A 19,962-nucleotide genomic window follows, 5' to 3' on the forward strand; every position below is an offset into this window, starting at 1 on the left:
GATCAACCTATGGTTTCTTCTATCTTACCAGACCTCAACCGGATACTTTTATCTGTTTTTTTGGCCAATTCCAAATCGTGGGTCACAATAACGAGTGCCGTACCCTGCTCTTTGTTCAATTCAAACAACAACTCTTCTATCCGGGCTCCTGTATCATCGTCAAGGTTCCCAGTGGGCTCATCGGCAAAAAGAATGGATGGCTTATTGGAAAAAGCTCGGGCAAGGGCCACGCGCTGTTGCTCCCCGCCTGACAATTGCGATGGATAATGTTCTGCCCTATTCAACAAACCCACCTTTTCCAGTAGCTCCCTACCATGGTCGGAAGCATTTTTTACCCCTCGGAGTTCCAAGGGTACTATTACGTTTTCCAAAGCGGTCAAAGTGGGCAATAATTGAAAGTCCTGAAAAACAAACCCTACGTTTTGGTTTCTTAAAACTGCTCTTCCATCTTCATCGAGCCCCGACAAACTTTCACCACAGAGCCATATTTCACCGTCATCCGTGGTATCCAATCCGGCACAAAGCCCCAATAATGTAGTCTTACCACTGCCCGAAGGCCCTACTATGGCAAAACTTTGACCTTTGTCCACATCAAACGAGACGTTATTGAGTACATTTAGGTCGTGTTCACCGCTCCGATAAGTTTTAGAGAGGTTTTGAACTTTTAATATCTTTGACATACCATGCTTTTGGTTAAAACTCTCAAAATACTAAAATTGTCCATGATCAAGAAAAACTCTGCCCTCAACAAGTCGTTAATGTTATGTTATTTTTTGATGCTGGTACTCGCAAGCTGCGGGGAAAAGAAACAGCAAAAAGAGGACGGTCAAGCTTCCGTTGAGGAAGAAGTGGTCGAGGGGACAACGGAGTCGAGCAAAAAAATCCTTTTTTTTGGGGATAGCTTAACGGCCGGTTATGGTTTAGAGCTTGGTCAATCTTTCCCGTCGGTCATACAACAAAAAATTGATTCCTTGGGTTTGAATTATGCCGTGATCAATGCAGGATTGAGCGGCGAAACCACAGCAAGTGGCAAAAACAGATTGGATTGGGTATTGGAGGATGATATGGATATCGTCATCATTGAATTGGGAGCCAATGATGGTCTCAGGGGTGTTCCGCTTTCCGAAACCAAAACGAATCTTCAGGAGATGATAGACCAAGTGCAGGAAGACCTTCCAAATGCCAAAATCATATTGGCCGGAATGAAGATTCCACCAAATATGGGACCCGAGTACACATCTGAGTTTGAAAACATATTCCCAACATTGGCAAATCAGGAAAATATTGCCCTAATCCCCTTTTTACTGGAAGATGTTGCAGGAATTCCCGAACTCAATCAAGGAGATGGTATCCATCCTACAGTTGAGGGTCAAAGATTAGTGGCCGAAAATGTTTGGGAGGTACTCAAGCCAATGTTGTAGGCAACCTTAAAAGTAATCCACAGCTTAAAAATCCCAAAGCAAGGGCAATAACAGGAATACGGCCAATGACATAATTGCAATGGAAATAAGGTTCATTAAAAATCCGGTCCGTACCATATCCGGAATCCGAAGGTACCCTGAGCCAAAAACGACTGCATTGGGCGGGGTTGCCACTGGCAACATAAAGGCGCATGATGCTGCCGAAGTGCATGCTACCATCAGTAAATAAGGATTTATGCCCAAAGTCAAGGCCAGTGGGGCCAAAACGGGAAGCATCATTGCCGTGGTGGCCAAATTGGAGGTGACCTCTGTCAAAAAATTGACGCATGTGATCACCAACAGTAGCAATATGAAGAGCGGAAATCCTTCAAAGAATGCCATTTGTCCCCCAAGATAGCTTGCCAGACCTGTTTCTTGAAATCCTTTGGCGATGGCCATTCCTCCTCCGAACAATAAAATTATCCCCCATGGAATCTGTACGGCTTCTTTCCATTGAATCAATGGCCTTCCTGACTTGTTCGCAGGTATGATAAAAAGTAAAATGGCCGACCCGATGGCTATAATGGTATCATCTATATTTGGAATAATTTTTTGTAAAAGAAATGATCTGGATATCCAACAAAAAGCTGTCAAAACAAAAATGAAGAGGACCATCTTCTCTTCTTTTCCCAAGGGCCCCAGTTCCTTTAAAAGTCTATTGATCTCTTCTTTACCACCAGGAAAACGTGACCTACGCAGTGGATAGGCGACTCTTGTGAGGTACAGCCACGCCAATACCAAAAGTAGGGATGCTACGGGCAATCCAAATTTCATCCATTGCCAAAAACTGATGTCTACTCCGTAGGTTTTTTGAACAAACCCTGCAAAGACCAAGTTTGGCGGTGTTCCAATCAATGTGGCGATTCCCCCGATAGATGCGGCATATGCGATGGCCAACATTAATAACTTACTGAAGATTTTGTTCTCATCTTCGGGCGTGTCGGGGTTGTCCTTGAGTTGCTTTACTATGGAAATAGCCATGGGCAACACCATTACAGTGGTCGCGGTGTTGGAAATCCACATGGAAAGAAAAGCTGTGGCCACCATAAAACCCAAAACTATTGTGTACATATTTGTACCGATGGTCTTTATAATTTGGAGGGCTATCCTTTTGTGCAGGTTCCATTTTTCAATGGCCATGGCCAACATAAATCCCCCCATATACAAAAACACATACTTATGCCCATAACTGGCTGTGGTATCTCCCAACGGAATAGTGTCCAACAACGGAAAAAGCACAATCGGCAACAATGCCGTAACTGCTATGGGAAGTACTTCAAAGACCCACCAAACCCCTATCCAAACAGTTGCTGCCAATATGTCCCGCCCTTGAGGTGAAAGTCCTTCCCCATTAAAAAAGTGGTGAATCAAAATAAATAGAAGAGGCCCCAATACGGCCCCGAACCGTTTGTACGACATATCGTTGTTGTTTAGTTATGTGCAAAAAAAGGGACGGTGGCCATGTGCGGCGCACCATCCCTTTCTGAAGATTACTAGATTTAGTCGATATTTTCCTTATCCATCCAATAAAGTAAATAAGGAATATTATATGCGTGGGTCCAACCAAATACACGGAGCCCTTGGTTGGTTTGCCAGTTGGTAAACCGCTTTTTGCTCATGGGGAGGTTGGAAATTTCCAAAAGGTCCTCGCTATAGGCTTCAGCATTTTGATAGTCTTCCGGTGATTTTGGCAGTTCACCTATTTTCAACATTTCTGCTCTTGTCAACGCTTCGTTCAAATATACTTTTTCACCACTTATTTCGTAACCCAACAACAATGGGTAAATGGTCGCCAGATAAGATTCCATTTCATGGTTCAATGGAGGTACGTCCCTGACCCATCTGGCATGCTTCAACAATGCCTTTCTTACCTCTTCATCTCCTGTTATTTGCTGATACTTATAAAGTCCTTGTGCCACGTAGGTCTGGCTGTATCCATATCTATCCAATAGCAAGTTGCCCCCTTGTCGTTCTTGGAACTCCAGCATAAGGTTCACCCTATCGTCCAGTTCATCCTTATATTTTTGAAGCTTGGTGGCATCATACAACTCCACTAAGTTCAGCACAGAAAGGTATAACCTTCGTCCCCTCAGGTCATGATCGCCCCAAATTCTTTTGATATAGGTGTCACCGGTCATTTTGGCCACCTCCAACGCTCTGTGGTCTGCGGCTAAATAATAATCGGCTATCCACCCTTGAATCCAAACATGCGCACTTAAAAGTGCGTACCAATGTTCGTTGGCATGTCGTCGCCCTATACCAAGGTATGGTGTGGATTCTGGCTCATCTTCATAATTCCAAAAATCAATGGCATCGTTGATCTCTCCGTAATACGTTCGTTTTTTGGGCCAATGGATGTTGTCCACATCCATCGTATGCCTACTCATCGCTTGGGCCATTTTAAAGTATTCCGGTTTACCGGTACGCATAAAATTAGTCCATAGCATAAAATCTACAGTAGGCTCATTGTTGGTCCATTGCACCCATCTTCCATCAAAGAAATAGCTTTTTCCATCACCATAATTGAACATGCCATACCATGGTTCGTTCTTTTGGTTATAGGCCCACCATTGGTATCTGTATTGCAATGCGTTTTCAAACTCTGGATGTGCTTGGGAAGCCGGTGCCATGTTCCCATACACTTTTGAATTTGTGTACCACTCGGGTGTGGCATGTGCGACCGGGCTTTCGGTAACATATTCCATTTTCTCCCCAACGGATTCCGTGGCGTCATTATCGTGGAAATAATAAACAAATTCCGTGGTCTTGGTGATACCTTGTGCAAAATTGTCCAACATGCCCCCATCTGGCTCTGTATTGTGTCTGGCAAAGTTCATTGGGCCGTTTTCTTTGGGCCAAATACTTCCCAGCAGAATATTGTTGGCGGGATCTACTTCTATCCCTTTTGGGTATTCTTTCATGAAATTCTTAATGCCCAGACCAACGCCCCGCTTTCCATCGGTGATGTTGATCCATCCCTTGGCCCTTTGTGCGGTAGCAATGTTGTCTTCTCCCTTGGACACAGTTGCTTCAAATCCCAATTCTTTTTCAGGGCCATCATTTGTCCCTTCTTTCTTAAAATCGTTCAGGTAAAGACTTCTTAAACTGGTGCTTTTGCGCCTATCTGGTCCTTTTTGTAACAATTGAACAGGAGTTTCATCGTTCACCGTCACTTCTTCCAATACTGTCTTTGCTTCATCATCTTTCCAAGCCCCGTCATAAAGTGGCATCGAAACGCTCACATTATCATCCAAATGATATTTTAGCTGGAGTCCAATAGCGGCAATCTGATCGTTCGGCTGTATCCAGCCCATATCATCTTCGGTACTCTCGGATATGATTTCCTGGTTCTGCGTTGCTATATTGGCATGCTCTCCCTTTTGCTGTTTGTGCTTGTCCGGAACGCCTGTGTAGGTCATCGTATGCAATACTTTTATATAACTCTTACCGGCATAGGCGTGCAACCAAATGGTAAATGGTGACAGATTATTGTCTTCCCTACCATAAGTGTAAGTCCCTTCTATTCTAAAAATGGTGTGCATAGGACCAGACCCTTTTTCCCTAAAAACCTCATTGATGACAGCTTTGGATGCATCTATGCCCGAATCGTCCAAAAGATCAAAGAAGGAGCCTCGGTTCTTTTCGGGTGATGAGCCAATTAGTTCTTCTTCGGTAAACTTTCCATCTTTGTTGGAATCAAGAAAGACTTCATCCAAAAAACCGTTTCCTTTTTTATGTATTGAAAATGATAGTGGTCCTGTATTTACATCTATTCCGCCCTGAGGTCTCATGTTGTTCATAGAAACCACCTTCTTCTCTGGAAGGATGGGCACCACGCCATCCCCATACTCCAGCACATAGTCCTGTGTATCTTCGGAAAAAAAGAACACCCATACCCATTTGATGCTGTCGTCCGTTGGTCCCCAATTGCTTACTTCCGTGGTCTGACAAGGTATTTCCGTGCCATCGGCGGTGAGTAAGCGTAGATGATCTACGGAATTCAATTCTCCTTTGGGGAAAGGTATTCCCAAGGTTATAGGAGCGCCCTTTTTATTGTTTTCTACCGTTATGGTCACCTGTTTCCCTTTCTCTATGGGTTGGGAGCAGGATTTGAGCAGAAAACATGCCAGCAGTAGTGATAGTATTATTCTCATTTGTATAGTGTAGTAAGGTTATTTTTTACAGACATAGTGCAGCTGCACCCAAAATGGGCGAATCCACCAAATCCGATGTTTCGATTTTAAAGTTTTCCAATTGTTTTTGATAGGCAAATGAATCCAGGGCCTCATCCAAAGAAGCCTTGAAAAATGGATAGGCATTACTAATAGATCCTCCCAGAACGATACATTCTGGTGCATACAGATAGAGAATTGCCTTTATGGCAACACCCAAATGAACCCCAAACTCGTTGAAGGCGGACAATGCATCGGTGTCTTTGTCAATGGCTTTTTGATATAGAGCCCTGGCGGATTCCCTATAAGTTTCTTCAAAAAAGAAGCTTCCTGCATAATGCTCCAGAATTCCGTCTTTGTAGGGTAGCATACCTATTTCCCCTGCACCGCACAAGACTCCATTATAGAGTTTGTTAGCTATTAAAATCCCCATGCCGAGTCCAGTTCCCAATGAAAGTGCAATACAATTTTTATAAGGTTTGGCCTTGCCAAAATATTTTTCTCCCAATGCAAAACAATTGGCGTCGTTGTTCAGGTGTACGGGGACGTTGAACTGCTTTTGCACCAATTCTTTTAGTGGGACTTTTTTCCATGCTGGAATGTTCTGCACATCGTATACCATGCCAGAATCCGGGTCCACTACCGCTGGCACCCCGATACCAATGGCCTCAACGTCGGCGGTCATGACTTCATCAATAGTCATCAATAATCTGGAAAGCGAATCCTCTTGTGAGTCGTTTTGGTTTACTTTGGAAAGACTGGTCTGCACCACCTCTTCACCAAAGACTCTACCTGTTTTTATCTTGGTTCCGCCAATATCAACCCCCAAAACCGTTTTTGCTTTTTTGTCCACTAGTCCTTTTTTAAGCTTATGGTTTTATTGTTCACCAAGGGTTTGGCCCAAAATCCTATGGATAGAATGAACGCCAACGGAATTATCAAAAAAAACATTCCTGATTTTAATGACATTAGTTCACCCAAGCCTCCCACGATAAATGGTATCACTGCTCCTCCTGCAATACCGGTACAAAGAATACCTGATAATGAACCATGATGCTCCTTTACCGAGTTGAGTGCCAAGGAAAAGATTATCGAGTACATCACGGAAATGAAGAATCCTACCATTGGGAAACCTATCAACGCCATTTGTTCCGAGCCGGTAAGTGCCAAAATTAAACTTATGATGGTGATGGAAGTTGCCAAAATCAATAGCTTTCTACTGTCCATAAACTTTAACAACAATAGGCCCAATAGGCAACCAACGGTCAACATGGCCCAGAAATAAGATACTGTATTGGCACCTACTGTCTGTGGATCCAGTCCGTGATATTGATTCAAAAATTGGGAAATCCAATTTCCAACACCTTGCTCTGTACCTACATAGCAAAAGATTCCCAAGAAATAGAGTATGGTCCATTTGTTCTTCAACAAATCCCAATACGAACTGGTATCTCCTGCTTTTTCTTCTTCGGTCTTTTCAAATTTTGGGTACTTGGTCAAAAAAACATAGAAAAACAATATCAGCGAGATTGCGGCAAAAACTATGTAGAGGGATGCCCATGGCAAAGTTTGTGGCACCCATCCGCGCAATGTTTCCGCAAATACATCCCCAGTATTGTTCTTGCTCACCAAATATTTATATAAATATGGGCTCAGGAACGATGCAGCCCCAAAAACCAGTTGTGCCAACACGGAATTGAATGCAAAATGTTCCTCTCCACCAGCTACCCGAAGCATTGGATTTATAATTACTTGTAGCACAGCCATACAGCATCCCAATACAAATAAGGTTATGCTAAAAACACCATACTGCGGCAATAGGGCAAAACCCAGGGAAGCAAGCGCCATGACCAAAAATGAAACTGAAAGTAATGTCCTCTCACTATACTTTTCGGATAAAAAACCTGCCGGTATGGACATGATGCCGTACGCTATAAAGAAGGTGAACGGCAATAGGCCTGTTAAAGTAAGACTAAGGTCAAAACTATCTTTAACGTCCACGATTATGGAATTTAGGATATTGGTTATGAACGAAATCACAAAGAATACGATCATTACCAGTCCTATAATGTGGATGTATCTTTTGGTCTTGGGCTTGCTGGTCTCCATTATATAATTGGTTGGTTATTTAATTTGGATTCTACCTGGGCGGTCAGTGGTATTTGCCTATTTGGAACCCAACATTGGGAACATTTGTTTGATTTCTTCATCCGTAGGCTGTTTTCCATATTCACAGATTTCAAAGAACTCCACTTGGTTAACTTTTGATGTATCTACGTTAGGGTACCATTTTTTAACGGCTTCCAAAGTGCTCGCATCCGGCTTTCTATTCATCCACTTTTCTTTGAGCCATTTTAAACGTTCCTGCTCACCGGTTGGAATAGTTGAAACATCTACCCCATTGGTCCATGGCAACCATTCGAACATTTGCGAATCGTGGGCTGCCAGGCCTTTTACCTTGGTATCTATAACATCGTCAACAATCACGGCTATATCCTTTTGAAAAGGGTATGGTTTCTTGAAATGGTCGCTCATATAAAGAAAAACCGGGTTCTTTTCCAATGGCGGCGTATCCGGGGCCACGTTTGGTACAATGTTCATATAAGCGGCATCTTGTACAACAGAGCCGGCATTTCTATGATCTGGGTGATAATCGTTCGGTCTCAATCCCAAAACGATGTCTGCATCCCATTCCCTGATTCTACGGATTACTTCCAATCGTACGTTCAAGGTGGGGAACAACTCCCCATCGTGGTTGTCCAACACTTCATATTCTGCAATGCCAAGTGCCTTTGCCGCATCCTTGGCTTCTTGCCGACGTTTTTTGGCAAGGACGCCACCGCCCATGGCATAATGTCCTGCGTCTCCATTGGTCAAAGCCAAAAACTTTACATTATGCCCCATTTTTGCAAACAGTGCCGCCGTTCCCCCGAACTTGGAATCACAATCATCGGGATGCGCACCAATTGCTAGAATATTCAAGGCCTTTTTCTGTTGTGCTTGAATTGTTGTAAATGCAAAGCATAAACAAACTGCCATTATCAACTTTCTCATTTTTCTATTTTATTATTTGGTTCTTTAAAATTTTACAATTCGGGTCCTGGTCACCTCCGGTGAAGCAACCAAACTTTTGCATTAAAAACATTCCATTTATAGGTCAGTTATCGCACATAGTGATAAGTAGGAAATCCATGGTTTGGGTGCACTGATCAATCAAACTAACCTAATGAATGAAAACATTAATTTTTGATACTAATTCTGATTAAAATTTGGATTGATATCCATTTCCCTCTGCGGGATAAAGAAAAACTCTTTTGTACTTGTTATAAAATCCTCTGCCTCTATAACTTTTTCCGTGGCACCAAAGCGCTTCAGGTCGGGCCACCTATGGTTCTCAAAGGCAAGCTCCACCCTTCTTTCATGTAGCAACTTCTCCTCAAAGGTTCCTGGTGTAGCGGCATCGATATCCGGTAATCCGGCCCTGTTCCTTACCTCGTTGATCAAGTCGTAACTTTCTGGTGTTTCCCCCAAGGCTTCTGCTAGCATAAGCAGAACATCGGCATAGCGGAACACCACAAAATTGATGTCGGAATCGTTCTCTATGGCCAAATCGGATTGGTATTTTCTGACATGTCTTGCCTCGACAACTTCTCCTTCAAGATTGACGTACGTAGCTCCCATTGAGGGCTCAAATCTTAAATCTCCATCTTCGTAAGCTTCTAACATAGAAACTGTTGGACGGTTTCTTCCAAACCCGGAACCTGTCTGTAAATCGGTACTGGGTGAAAAATCATTGGTGTAAAGACTTCCTTGGCCAATACCTCCACTGATATACTGGACCTCAAAAATGGATTCTGCATTGTTCTCATTGGCAACGCCCCATAAATCCGAATAATTAGGCAACAATTCGTAACCATAATCGGAAATGATACGTCTCAAAACGGTTTCTGCGGCACCATTGTCCCCCATGGTCAACAGTACTTTGGCCAATAAGGTAGCTGCAGCCCCTTTTGTTGCCTTGCCGACCTGACTTCCTGAATATGACACGGGAAGGTTGCCTTCTGCAGTGGTTAAATCGGTTACCAGTTGCTCCAATACAGTGTTTTGATCCACCTGAACAAGCTCGTCACCTGATACATAGGGGGTTAGTTGTAACGGTATATTTCCAAAACCAATGGCCAAGTGATAATACACTAAGGAACGGATAAACAGGGCCTCACCGGTTACCCGGTTTTTTAAAGTAGCGTCCATTTCTATTTCCGGGATACGATCCAGGATTACGTTACAATTGGAGATCACCCTATAGGAGTCGCTCCATGCAGAGGTTATCTGCTCGTTCAACGCATCCTCTGTAAAGGAATTTATCTCGGTGTACTGACGGGCCAATCCGGTGGCATCGGGTCCTTGGTCGGTATTATCGCTTCGCATTTCGAACATTGTCCAATAGCCGCGCCCGTATGTTCCTGTGCTCTGCAATCCTGCATAACTGGCATTTATGGCCACTTCGAAATCTTCGGGATCGTTATAAAAGTCCGCCTCGTTTCTATTGGAAATTGGTGCGAGATCTGTAAAATCTTCACTACATCCGGTAGCTAGCACCGTACATAGCATTATATATAGAATTCGTTTCATTTTTTTCCGTTTTTAGGTTAGAACTTTAGGTTTAATCCCAGTGTGAAAGACTTGGTGAGCGGAAACGCCCCATAATCCTCACCAGGTGTTAAACTATTCGTGGTAATGCTACTGACCTCGGGGTTATAGCCGAGATAATCGGTAATGGTAAAGAGGTTTGTTCCCGTAACATAGAACCTAAGTTTTTGGATTTTGCTTCCAAAAAGATTGTCGGTCGGCAAGGTGTAGCCCAAGGTCACATTTCTTAAACGTATATAAGAACCATCTTCCACTTGAAAAGAGGAGGGCCTGTTATTATTGCCATGGTTTCCGGATTCCCTATCCGCCCTTGGTATGTATCCATTGCCGGGCTCTGATGGAGACCTCCAACGCTCGTTGAAAACTGCATAGGAATTAAAGTTGGCCTCTCCGTTCTTCATGTGTCTTGAAGTAAGGTTAAGAATCTCGTTACCTTCAACTCCTTGGATCAAAAAGCTAAAATCGATGTTCTTAAAGGTCAACCTGTTGTTGACGCCCCATGTAAAGTCCGGAAAGTAACTCCCTGTAACTGTTCTATCATCGGGTGTGATCTCACCATCACCATCAACATCCTTGAACTTGAAGTCTCCAGGTGCCGGATCGGGCGCTTGGGTATCCAACGGAGCATTGTCTATTTCTTCTTGAGATTGATAGATACCATCCACTACGTAGCCATAATAACTACCTATGGGATCTCCTACCCGTGTTACGTGCCTTACACCAGCGCTTCCAGAAGAATAAATCGGTTCATTGCTCTCATTTAGGGAGAGAACTTCATTCTTGTTGGTAGAAAAGTTGATATCCGTGTTCCAAGTGAAGTTATCCCCTACAAAGTTTTTGGTGCTCAACGCAAGCTCCAAACCTGTATTTTTCACCTCTCCCAAATTCCGCAAAGTTGTCTCGAATCCAGACACTGATGATATGGCCACATTCAGCAACAGGTCTCTTGTTCTGGTATCGTAATAATCTGCCAAAAGGAATACTCTGTTATTGAAAAGCCCCAACTCAATACCTGCATCAACTTGCTCGGATTTCTCCCAAGTAAGGTTTGGATTCGGAATTGTGCTCTGTACAAGTCCATTGATTTCGTTTCCTCCAAGGTTATAGTTCTGAGGTGATAATAATCCTACGGCACCATAGTTTGGAATCTCAAAATTTCCTGTTTGTCCCCAGCTTACACGAAGTTTAAGTTCAGATATGGTTTCAGAATCAGCTAGAAACTCCTCTTCATTCATTCTCCATCCTGCAGAAAAAGAGGGGAAATAACCTGTTTGGTTATTCTTTCCAAATCTGGAAGATTTATCCGATCGGAAAGTTCCTGTAAAAAGATATTTATCCTTATAGCTATAGTTTACCCTAAATAGCGATGACAACAAGGACCATTGTTCCTTAACAGATGTTCCACCAAATACTTGCCCTCCACTAACCGTAGGTACAAGGTCATCTGGATAATTATTGGCCAATACCTGTTTTAGGGACAGGTTGTCCTTTTGCGCGGTATAACCAATCACCGCATCGATGTAGTGATCACCGAATTCCTTGGTCCAGCTCAACGTATTTTCCCAAAGCCAGTTGGTCTCCGTGGAAGAAGAAGCCTGACCATACGGGTTTCCATCAGCATTGTTCCTGTACAACAATGTATTAGATCTATAAAAATCTTGGTTGTACAGGTTGATGTACACGCCTCCAAATGTTTTAAAACTCAATCCAGGTAATATGTCGTAGGTCAACGCGAGGTTTCCCCTAGTCTGAAATTGAAAGATTTGATCATCCACCGCTTTGATAATGGCCAACGGATTACTCGCCGTTGTGGTACCACCGCCCAAATAGGATTGATTGTTCAACTGGTTGATGGTTCCATCTGGATTATAAGGGCTGACCGTAGGTGAATGTACTATTCCAGAGTACACGATTCCCGGAGGTGTGGCAAAATATGGGGAAGATGCCGGCACCCTCTGATTTTCGGTAACGGTCGGTGCCAATCTTAAGTCCAGGTTTAATTTTTCGGTCAATTGCGAATTTAAGTTCAACAATACCGAGTAGCGCTCAAACTTTGCTTTGTCTATAACACCTGTTTGGGAAAAATATCCTGCAGATGCATAAAAGCTGGTCCTGTTTCTTAGTGGTGAGGCATAGGAGAAATTATAACTCTGTACAACCCCTGTTTTAAATAGAAGGTCTTGCCAATCGGTATCCGTCCCGTCCCAGTTCAAGAACGATTCTGGCAATTCATAGTTAGCGTTGCCCCTGTCGCCAGGCCCAATAGGGTCGTCTACCGAAGCCCCATCAACTGCCTGAAGATAAGCGTTGTTTCTAGCGTCCCTTGTAAAATCTATCAATTCAGGGGCGTTCATCAAATCCAATTTGTTGGCAACGGATTGCATGCTCATGTAAGAATCAAAAGAAAAAACACCTTCTTCCCCATTTGAACCTTTCTTGGTGGTGATCAAAAGCACTCCATTACCACCTCTAGAACCATAGATGGCAGCCGCACTGGCATCTTTTAGAACCTGAATGGATTCGATATCATTAGGGTTTAAGGTAGCCAAAGGGTTTATGGTCGGTGGTTGAAACGTGGAACGTCTATTGGCCACACCCCCCAATTGACTTGAAGATGTAAGGTTACGGGAAATTGGGATTCCATCCACAACGAACAATGGGTCGTTTCCTGCAGATATGGAACCCGAACCTCTCACACGAATGTTCGGTGCAGCTCCTGGTTCACCAGAAACTTCTTGTACCTGTACCCCTGTTACTTGGCCAATAAGTGCGCTTTCTGGAGTTAGTGCCGGTACTTCTGTAATGGTCTCGGGTGTAATGGAAACTACGGAGCCGGTCACCTTTTTCTTTGCCAAGGTACCATAACCTACTACCACAACCTCTTCCAAGGCAGCAGCATCCTGCTCCATAGAAATGGTTATAGAGGTTTGCCCGGACACATTTACTTCTTTGGCCTTATAACCGATATAGGTAACTTGGATCACTGTAACTCCTGCGGGCAGGTTAATGGTAAAATTTCCATCAAAGTCAGTGGTTGTCCCTTCACTTGTGCCTTTGGCTATTATTGTGGCCCCGGCAAGCGGTATTCCCGACTCGTCCAATACCGTTCCTGTGAGATTGGCCTGAGGATTTTCTGCATTGACCTTGCTCTGTGGGGTTAAGCTTGGTAGTGACTTTCTATTCTTTTTTATGACAATCTGCCTCTCGATTATCTCAAATGACAAGTCGGTTCCCTTGAATATTTCCTTCAAAAAATCTTGTATGCAAAGGTTCTTCCCGTTTATGGTCACTCTTCGGTCAACATCTACCTCAGAGGCTTCATAAAAGAATTTATAGCCAGTGGACTCGGTAACGGTCTCGAACACCTCGCCCAACTTGGTTTGGTAAAAGCTCTTCTCTACCTTATCGTATTGAGCACAGGATGCGGCATTTACTTGGCCGAACATGAAAAGCAAGAAAAATCCGTACAGTAATCTTTTGCCCAGCCTTGGTACAATGGCAGGTTTAGTTTTGGTTTTTTTCATAATTGAAAAGTCTAGTTAGTTAGTAATTGTTTTTTGGTTTAATTGGTTTTCACATCATAGGCACTACTGTTTATTAGGATTTTTAATTGTTATTACATTATCGTTCTTGTCATAACTAAAGTGGGTATGGGCTTGTATGGTTCTCAGCACATGGTCTATGTTTTCTTCATCGAACATTCCCGTGAACCTCCGCTCATCCAACTCCTTGTATGTATTGTGAATTTTTATATTGTATTGGCGCTGTAGCCTTTTTATGATCTGTACCATGGATTCATTTTCAAACGCCAAAATTCCTTTGGTCCATGATATATATGGGGCAACATCAACATCTTCGACCCTGAAATCCGTATCGCCTCCAACAACACTGGTTGCCTTTTGCGAAGGTTTGAGCATTTGTATATCCCTTGAACTTAAGTTGGCTGGATTTCCCACACCTACGGAACCTTCTACCAGAACTACTTCTGCCGGGCCATCCTCTTCGTATGCGGAAACATTGAAAACAGTCCCAAATACTTGGGTATACATGTCCTTCGTTTTTACGATGAATGGTTTTTGTGGATTTTTGGCGACTTCAAAAAATGCCTCGCCTTTTAGTTTCACCTCTCTGGTATCGGCACCCTCAAAGCTTGATGGATAAGTGATACTGGATCCTGAATTGAGCATTACAACGGAACCATCTTGCAGGGTTATGGATAAATTTTTTCCAAATGGCACCTTGATCGTATTATTACTCACCTTATCCTTCTTTCCTTTTTCTTGCTTTTGGGACAGCATACCTTTGACCATAGATACCACCGTGCCCCCATTTTTACTCTGTATGGTGGCATCGGATTCAGGGTCAATGGTAAGTACTTCCCCATTATCCAATTGTAGTGTTATTTGGTCTGGATCTACTTCCAGTGGAATATCCATTACTGTTCCTTGGTTCAACAAGAAGAACAGGGAGGAACCAACAGTGATCATTATTACGGCAGCATACTTCCAAATATGGTTTTGAGCGTATAAGGACCTAACCTTCAAACTTTCCTTTTTCTTGATCGTATGCAGGAAGTTTTCAAAAGCTTCTTCAGTCTGCCAAGATTTATCCTCGTAGTTGACCAAAAAATCTGCTTGTACTAATTTTTGAAAAATCTCTTTATTGTTTCCTTTCTTTACCCATTCATATAAAATGGCCAATTCTTCTTGGGAAGCTTCTTGGTTGATATACCTGGTAATTATTCTTCTGATATCAATTTTGGTCATTTGAAAAATATTGTCACTTTTAAAAGAGACGCAACTTTTTCAAAAAACCCTTACATAAATTTATTTTTTTAACATTTTAGATATGAAGTAACCTGCTATCTTGAAGAATTGTTAGATAACAGATGTTACATGCCGAGCATATTCTGGGCAGGGAAAGTCTTATAAAAATGAGGTGAGTTGTGCTCTCAAGCGTTTCATGGCCTTAGCCATATGTACTTCTACCGTTTTAATTGAAATATGCAGCTGCTCGGAAATTTCCCTATACTTGAGTCCTTCCTTTTTACTCATTATAAAGACTTTTTTGCACTGCTCGGGCAGATTATCTATCTCCATCTCAACTTTTTTGAGCCGTTCTTCAAAAAGGGATGTATCAGCATCGACCAGTTCTAAATAGGCTTCTTGTTTAAGGTTTTCGAGCAATTCAAATTCTTTTTTCTTTTTTCTTTGGGAATCAATGAACAGATTATAAGCTACCTTGAAGAGGTATCTTTTCAGCTTATCTTTGGAAACGGAAAGTTTTTTTCTGTTCTCCCAAATTTTAATGAAGGTTTGCTGTGCTATATCTTCCGCAATCTTTGGATTCCCGGAAATCGCTGTCATATAATTACAAAGCTCCCCATGGTACAATTTAAAAAGGTGACCATAGGCCTCTTTGCAGCCATTCTTTAACTGCGCAATTAGGTAAGATTCATTTTTGAAATTGTCCTGGTCCATTTTTTCGCCTCTCATTTTAATGTGGAAAAGCAAAAAAGAATCAACATAAACTTAGTTATATGCCTTTTCTATTTCTCCACAAAAACGCTACTGGTCAAACTAAAGCAAGTAGCGAATACCTTAAACGCGAAAGTGCCATATGATGGAAACCTCCCAAAAGAGGTCTTCTCTATAAAAGAAGAGTTGTTTTACCTTTTGTATTTAGTAAAAAGCCAATTGAAATTGCACCAAAAAACGTTAACAAATTATAAAAAAATCTTTAAATAGTTCTACTACTACAGATTTTTTTTGATATGGGAATGAATTTGGCCACTATGCCAAGCCTTTATATATGTACGTTTTATAAGGTGAATACAGTAAAATACCATATTCACCTTATACAGGTGTTGCGCTCAATCGGTTATCTGAATATCCTAAAGAGTCTTGACTTTTACAGTCCCATCCTTCAAATTAAACTCAAATGTACCGGAACTAAGCTCATAGGTGCCAACTTTGATTCCATTGCGCTGCCCTATTCCTTTAAATTCAACACCTTTGATCGGTTCAAAGGAATCTTCTCCCTCTATTCCCATTGGCAAATAAAGAGTCGATGCAGTATTGGCAGGTACAGTACAACGATATGACTGCATATTGCCTTGACCATCAGATGTCCAACCACTAACTATTTTTCCGTAGTTGGATTGATAACTTCCGGACAATGACTCAAAGGTACCTGCTACTTGTGGCTGTAAAACAAAATGCTTGTAACCAGCCTCCCCTTTTTGATGATCGGTGGTGATACCCAATTGAAACTCGTACATCCATTGGCCAACAGCACCCAGAGCAAAATGGTTAAAGGAATTCATTCGGTTTTCGTTATTTTCCTTGAAAGCTGCCTTAAACCCGTTCCAACGCTCCCAAATAGAGGTTGCTCCTTTAGTAACGGGATACAACCAAGAAGTGTAATCTGTACTTGAAAACAATTTATATGCTTCATCAACCTTGCCTCCCCTGCTCAATGATGGCAATATATTCGGTGTCCCGGAAAAGCCGGTGGTCATGGTATAGGGTAAAAAATCTTCGGTTACTTGTTCGCTATTCATACCAAAACCACCTAGGGTGCCTTCCCTCATGGGATAGGTTACCCTAGTTCCATCAGGCTTTGTATTACTGGTGGAAGGCTCTTTTACCAGTTCTGCCAAATAGGCTTCAGCCTTTAGTTTATTTTTCTCACTGAAAACGTTGAAATTAAGCGGGGTGGCATACGACGATTGGGAATGCACTATCAATCCCTCTAGGTTTTTGGTTCTTCCAGATTCAGGATCGACAAAAAATTGGTTCCATTCTTCTTTTGCTTTTTGATGCCTGTCGCGTAATGTACCGGCATACTCGGTTTCCCCTATGGCATCGGCCATTATGGCCGTAACCTCCATCATATAAATGTAAATGGCATTGTTTACCAACTCGGGCGGCGTATTGTTGTCCATGGCCAGCCAATCGGCCAATCCATCGGTTTTGGAGGATAAATACGTATACTCCCCATTAAAATCATAATGATCCATCCCATCCAACCAAAGTCGCATGGTTTCCATGTTTTCTGCTATGACCTTGGTATCCCCGTACTGTTTGTATAATTGCCAAGGCACCATACAAACAGCTGCGGCCCATGTTGTTCCATTGGCAAAGCTCGTATCATCAGTCATGTTGTAGGTGGGTACCGTACTTCCGATTCCTCCTGGGGCCTCCGTTTCACTACCAACACCTTGGTCGTCTCTCAGGGCAACCATCCATTGCCTAAAAAAATTGTATGTATCGGAATTATAGGTTCCCGTTCTTGTATAGGCCTGTGCATCTCCCGTCCAACCCATACGCTCGTTTCGTTGTGGGCAATCGGTGGGCAATGTGAAGAAATTCCCCAATTGACTACGCTGTATATTTTTAAAGAGTTGATTGGCCAATTCTCCGGTGGCTCCATCCGTAGTAGTGGCCACATAGGTCCCCGAAGGTAGCTCATCCGAAGATAGCGATAGTCCCATTACGTTTTCCAATGGCAATGGCCCTGTATGATTGGGCAAAGTGACCTGAACGTATTGGTAGCCCCTAAAAGTTGTTTTTGGTTGAATGACTACTTGACCATCATCTTTGGCTATATAAAAATCGGTTGCCATTGCAGCTCTATAATTCTCTGTGAGGATACGTCCTGCAATGCCCTTACCATTTTTATACCCATACCTATCAATGTACTGAGGTTCATCCCCTTCTAGTCCAGGGTAAACTTGTTCCCCATACCTCAATATGACGGTATCCCCTTTTTTGAGCCATCCTTGGGGAACGGTAATGGAGGGAACGCCCACCATGTTGACCCCCATGTTGTAAGTGTATGTCCTTTCATCTTCACTATGCACTTCCATCACCTCGGTCGCCTGAAGGTTTTCCACAACACGTACAGGTCGGTCGTAGCGGGACACGATTTCAAAATCTATCCAATCCCTTGATTGTACTTCTTCGGCGTTGGACCATTTTGAATCATCATATGCCGTGGTGGCCCAGCCATTTATTTTACCATCAACCGCAATGTGTTCTTCTTTGAGGGCATTGTAGCGTTCCCCTTGAAAAAAACTTCCGTATTCCACTGGACCTTCGGTAAATATTTTCCAAGTATCTGGGTCAGTAACCACAGTTTGTTCACTCCCATCCTCATAAGTGATGACCAATTTGGCCAACAAAGCTTCGGTATCTCCAAAAAAATTGAAGTTTGTAGGTGTATAGGTCATATAACCTGTGTACCAGCCAGGAAAAACCAATGCTCCAATCACATTTTTCCCTTGATTGATGTTTTTGGTGACATCATAGGCGTAGTACCCCAAGGTTTCCCGAAACTGGGTAGCACCAGGTGCAAACCAATCTTCACCAATTCGATTACCATTGATATATACCTCGTTGGAACCCATTGAAGTAACATACAGTTTTGCCTTGGCGATATTCTTATTCCCTGTATTAAATTCTGAGCGCAACATGGTCGCGGAGCCATGACTTGGATCTGCATATTGAATCAAGGTTGTGTCAGTAGTATTACCAAGTTCGATGATGCCGTCTTGATTAAAGGAAACACCTTCAAAGTCTTCGAATATGGCATAAGTAGCCCCTACACCTTTTCCAAAGACCTCATTATTGTTTGGGTCGCTTTTTCCAGCATTCAAAATTTTGTAATCCTTAAAGATTGCCTTTGTGCCCGGTTCTGTGGCAAAACCAATTGAATTTATATGGGGATATGTCAAAAAGTTTCCGCCACCGACACCTGTAACGGAAAAACCTACTTCCCTAAATTGAGGAGGTATGGGATTATTGGGGTCTTCAGGTTCCAAAAGCAGCATTTCCCCATTAATTTTGATTACAATATTGCTGGCATTAACTCCGATTTTGAGTTTGTTCATTTGGGATTTGTTGTCCGGTGTAATCAATGCATTAATATTGGTTTGAGGGTAGTTGGCCTTGGAAATGGTCATATAAGGTTCCTTGGCCGAATCGTCCTTATCAAAACCAACGCGATAAATGTTCAAGAGTGCACCCTTGGAACTGCCCACCCCTGAAATATCAATTTCCAATCGGAGGTAATTTTCACCTCCCATGTTATTGATGTTCTGAAACTTATCATTGAACCTAAAATCATTGGCACCAATGATAAGAGACGCTGTATTCCCTTCCACAATCTGAAAGTCAGTTTCTATATCAAAGAGCAATGCGGACGTGGCGTCCAAGGTCATAGTATTGGTGCCGATAAATCGAGCGCCTTCCCAAGCGGATATTTCAGGATTCATCAACCCGGTTTCAAAACTGGATTCTTGATTATAGGTTTTCCCTTCGGCATCCCAAACGGTTAAATCCCAAGTATAGGCCGTCTCTGGCTCCAAAGGTTCCCCTTTGTAAGAGATGTTATTGGAAATACCGCTCTCGACCCTTCCACTATCCCAAACTTGGTTGCCATCGGATTTGGAAACTTTTATTTGATAGACTTTTTGTTGTTGTCCTACCACTTCGGATTTCATCTGCCACCCAAACAAGGGGTTTTCATCTTCAACGGCCATGGGGATTGCAGCATAACCTACTTTTAATCCATGTATCTCGGTGTTTGGTTCACCGCACGAAACGACTATAAAAAGACAGCCCCATAAAAAGGCGGTCATTGTTCTTGGAAAGAAATTCATTGTTTAGTTTTTATGT

12 protein-coding genes are annotated in these 19,962 nt (G+C 42.7%); 1 reads left to right on the plus strand and 11 read right to left on the minus strand.

Features of this window, described 5'->3' with window-relative positions:
• Window positions 1–2: 2 nt before the first annotated feature.
• Window positions 3–680, minus strand: a complete 678-nt coding sequence (locus J0656_RS05345) for an ABC transporter ATP-binding protein (protein WP_207032068.1) — start codon at window positions 678–680, stop codon at window positions 3–5.
• A gap of 42 nt (window positions 681–722) precedes the next feature.
• Between J0656_RS05345 and J0656_RS05350 the strand changes: the two genes are divergently transcribed.
• Window positions 723–1,421 (plus strand): arylesterase, encoded by a 699-nt coding sequence (locus J0656_RS05350; protein WP_207032069.1) that lies wholly within the window; start codon window positions 723–725, stop codon window positions 1,419–1,421.
• Window positions 1,422–1,445: 24 nt separating this feature from the next.
• Here the strand turns inward: J0656_RS05350 and J0656_RS05355 are convergent, their stop codons facing one another.
• From J0656_RS05355 to J0656_RS05400, 10 genes are all read right to left on the minus strand, one after another.
• Complete coding sequence (locus J0656_RS05355) at window positions 1,446–2,879, minus strand: SLC13 family permease (protein WP_207032071.1); 1,434 nt, start codon at window positions 2,877–2,879, stop codon at window positions 1,446–1,448.
• 80 nt (window positions 2,880–2,959) lie between these two features.
• Window positions 2,960–5,614 carry an exo-rhamnogalacturonan lyase family protein gene (locus J0656_RS05360; RefSeq protein ID WP_207032073.1) on the minus strand — a complete coding sequence of 885 codons (2,655 nt, stop codon included), beginning with the start codon at window positions 5,612–5,614 and terminating at the stop codon, window positions 2,960–2,962.
• Between the two features lie 25 nt (window positions 5,615–5,639).
• The gene (locus J0656_RS05365; protein ID WP_207032075.1) at window positions 5,640–6,485 is read right to left on the minus strand and encodes an ROK family protein; all 846 of its coding nucleotides are present in this window, start codon (window positions 6,483–6,485) and stop codon (window positions 5,640–5,642) included.
• Window positions 6,485–7,741: an MFS transporter gene (locus J0656_RS05370; protein ID WP_207032077.1), complete on the minus strand. Its 1,257-nt coding sequence runs from the start codon at window positions 7,739–7,741 to the stop codon at window positions 6,485–6,487. The genes J0656_RS05365 and J0656_RS05370 overlap by 1 nt, the downstream gene beginning before the upstream one ends.
• A 57-nt stretch (window positions 7,742–7,798) precedes the next feature.
• Window positions 7,799–8,686, minus strand: coding sequence for a PIG-L deacetylase family protein (locus J0656_RS05375; RefSeq protein ID WP_207032078.1), 888 nt, complete (start codon window positions 8,684–8,686; stop codon window positions 7,799–7,801).
• 198 nt (window positions 8,687–8,884) lie between these two features.
• Window positions 8,885–10,264 carry a RagB/SusD family nutrient uptake outer membrane protein gene (locus tag J0656_RS05380; protein WP_207032080.1) on the minus strand — a complete coding sequence of 460 codons (1,380 nt, stop codon included), beginning with the start codon at window positions 10,262–10,264 and terminating at the stop codon, window positions 8,885–8,887.
• Window positions 10,265–10,281: 17 nt separating this feature from the next.
• Window positions 10,282–13,806, minus strand: a complete 3,525-nt coding sequence (locus J0656_RS05385; RefSeq protein ID WP_207032082.1) for a TonB-dependent receptor — start codon at window positions 13,804–13,806, stop codon at window positions 10,282–10,284.
• 63 nt (window positions 13,807–13,869) lie between these two features.
• Window positions 13,870–15,048 carry a FecR family protein gene (locus J0656_RS05390; protein ID WP_207032084.1) on the minus strand — a complete coding sequence of 393 codons (1,179 nt, stop codon included), beginning with the start codon at window positions 15,046–15,048 and terminating at the stop codon, window positions 13,870–13,872.
• A gap of 159 nt (window positions 15,049–15,207) precedes the next feature.
• Window positions 15,208–15,762: an RNA polymerase sigma factor gene (locus J0656_RS05395; protein ID WP_207032085.1), complete on the minus strand. Its 555-nt coding sequence runs from the start codon at window positions 15,760–15,762 to the stop codon at window positions 15,208–15,210.
• 413 nt (window positions 15,763–16,175) lie between these two features.
• Window positions 16,176–19,946 carry a family 78 glycoside hydrolase catalytic domain gene (locus tag J0656_RS05400; protein ID WP_207032086.1) on the minus strand — a complete coding sequence of 1,257 codons (3,771 nt, stop codon included), beginning with the start codon at window positions 19,944–19,946 and terminating at the stop codon, window positions 16,176–16,178.
• Window positions 19,947–19,962 lie beyond the last annotated feature (16 nt).

This window comes from Flagellimonas aurea, assembly GCF_017313785.1.
In the GTDB taxonomy this organism is placed as follows: Bacteria; Bacteroidota; Bacteroidia; order Flavobacteriales; family Flavobacteriaceae; genus Flagellimonas; species Flagellimonas aurea.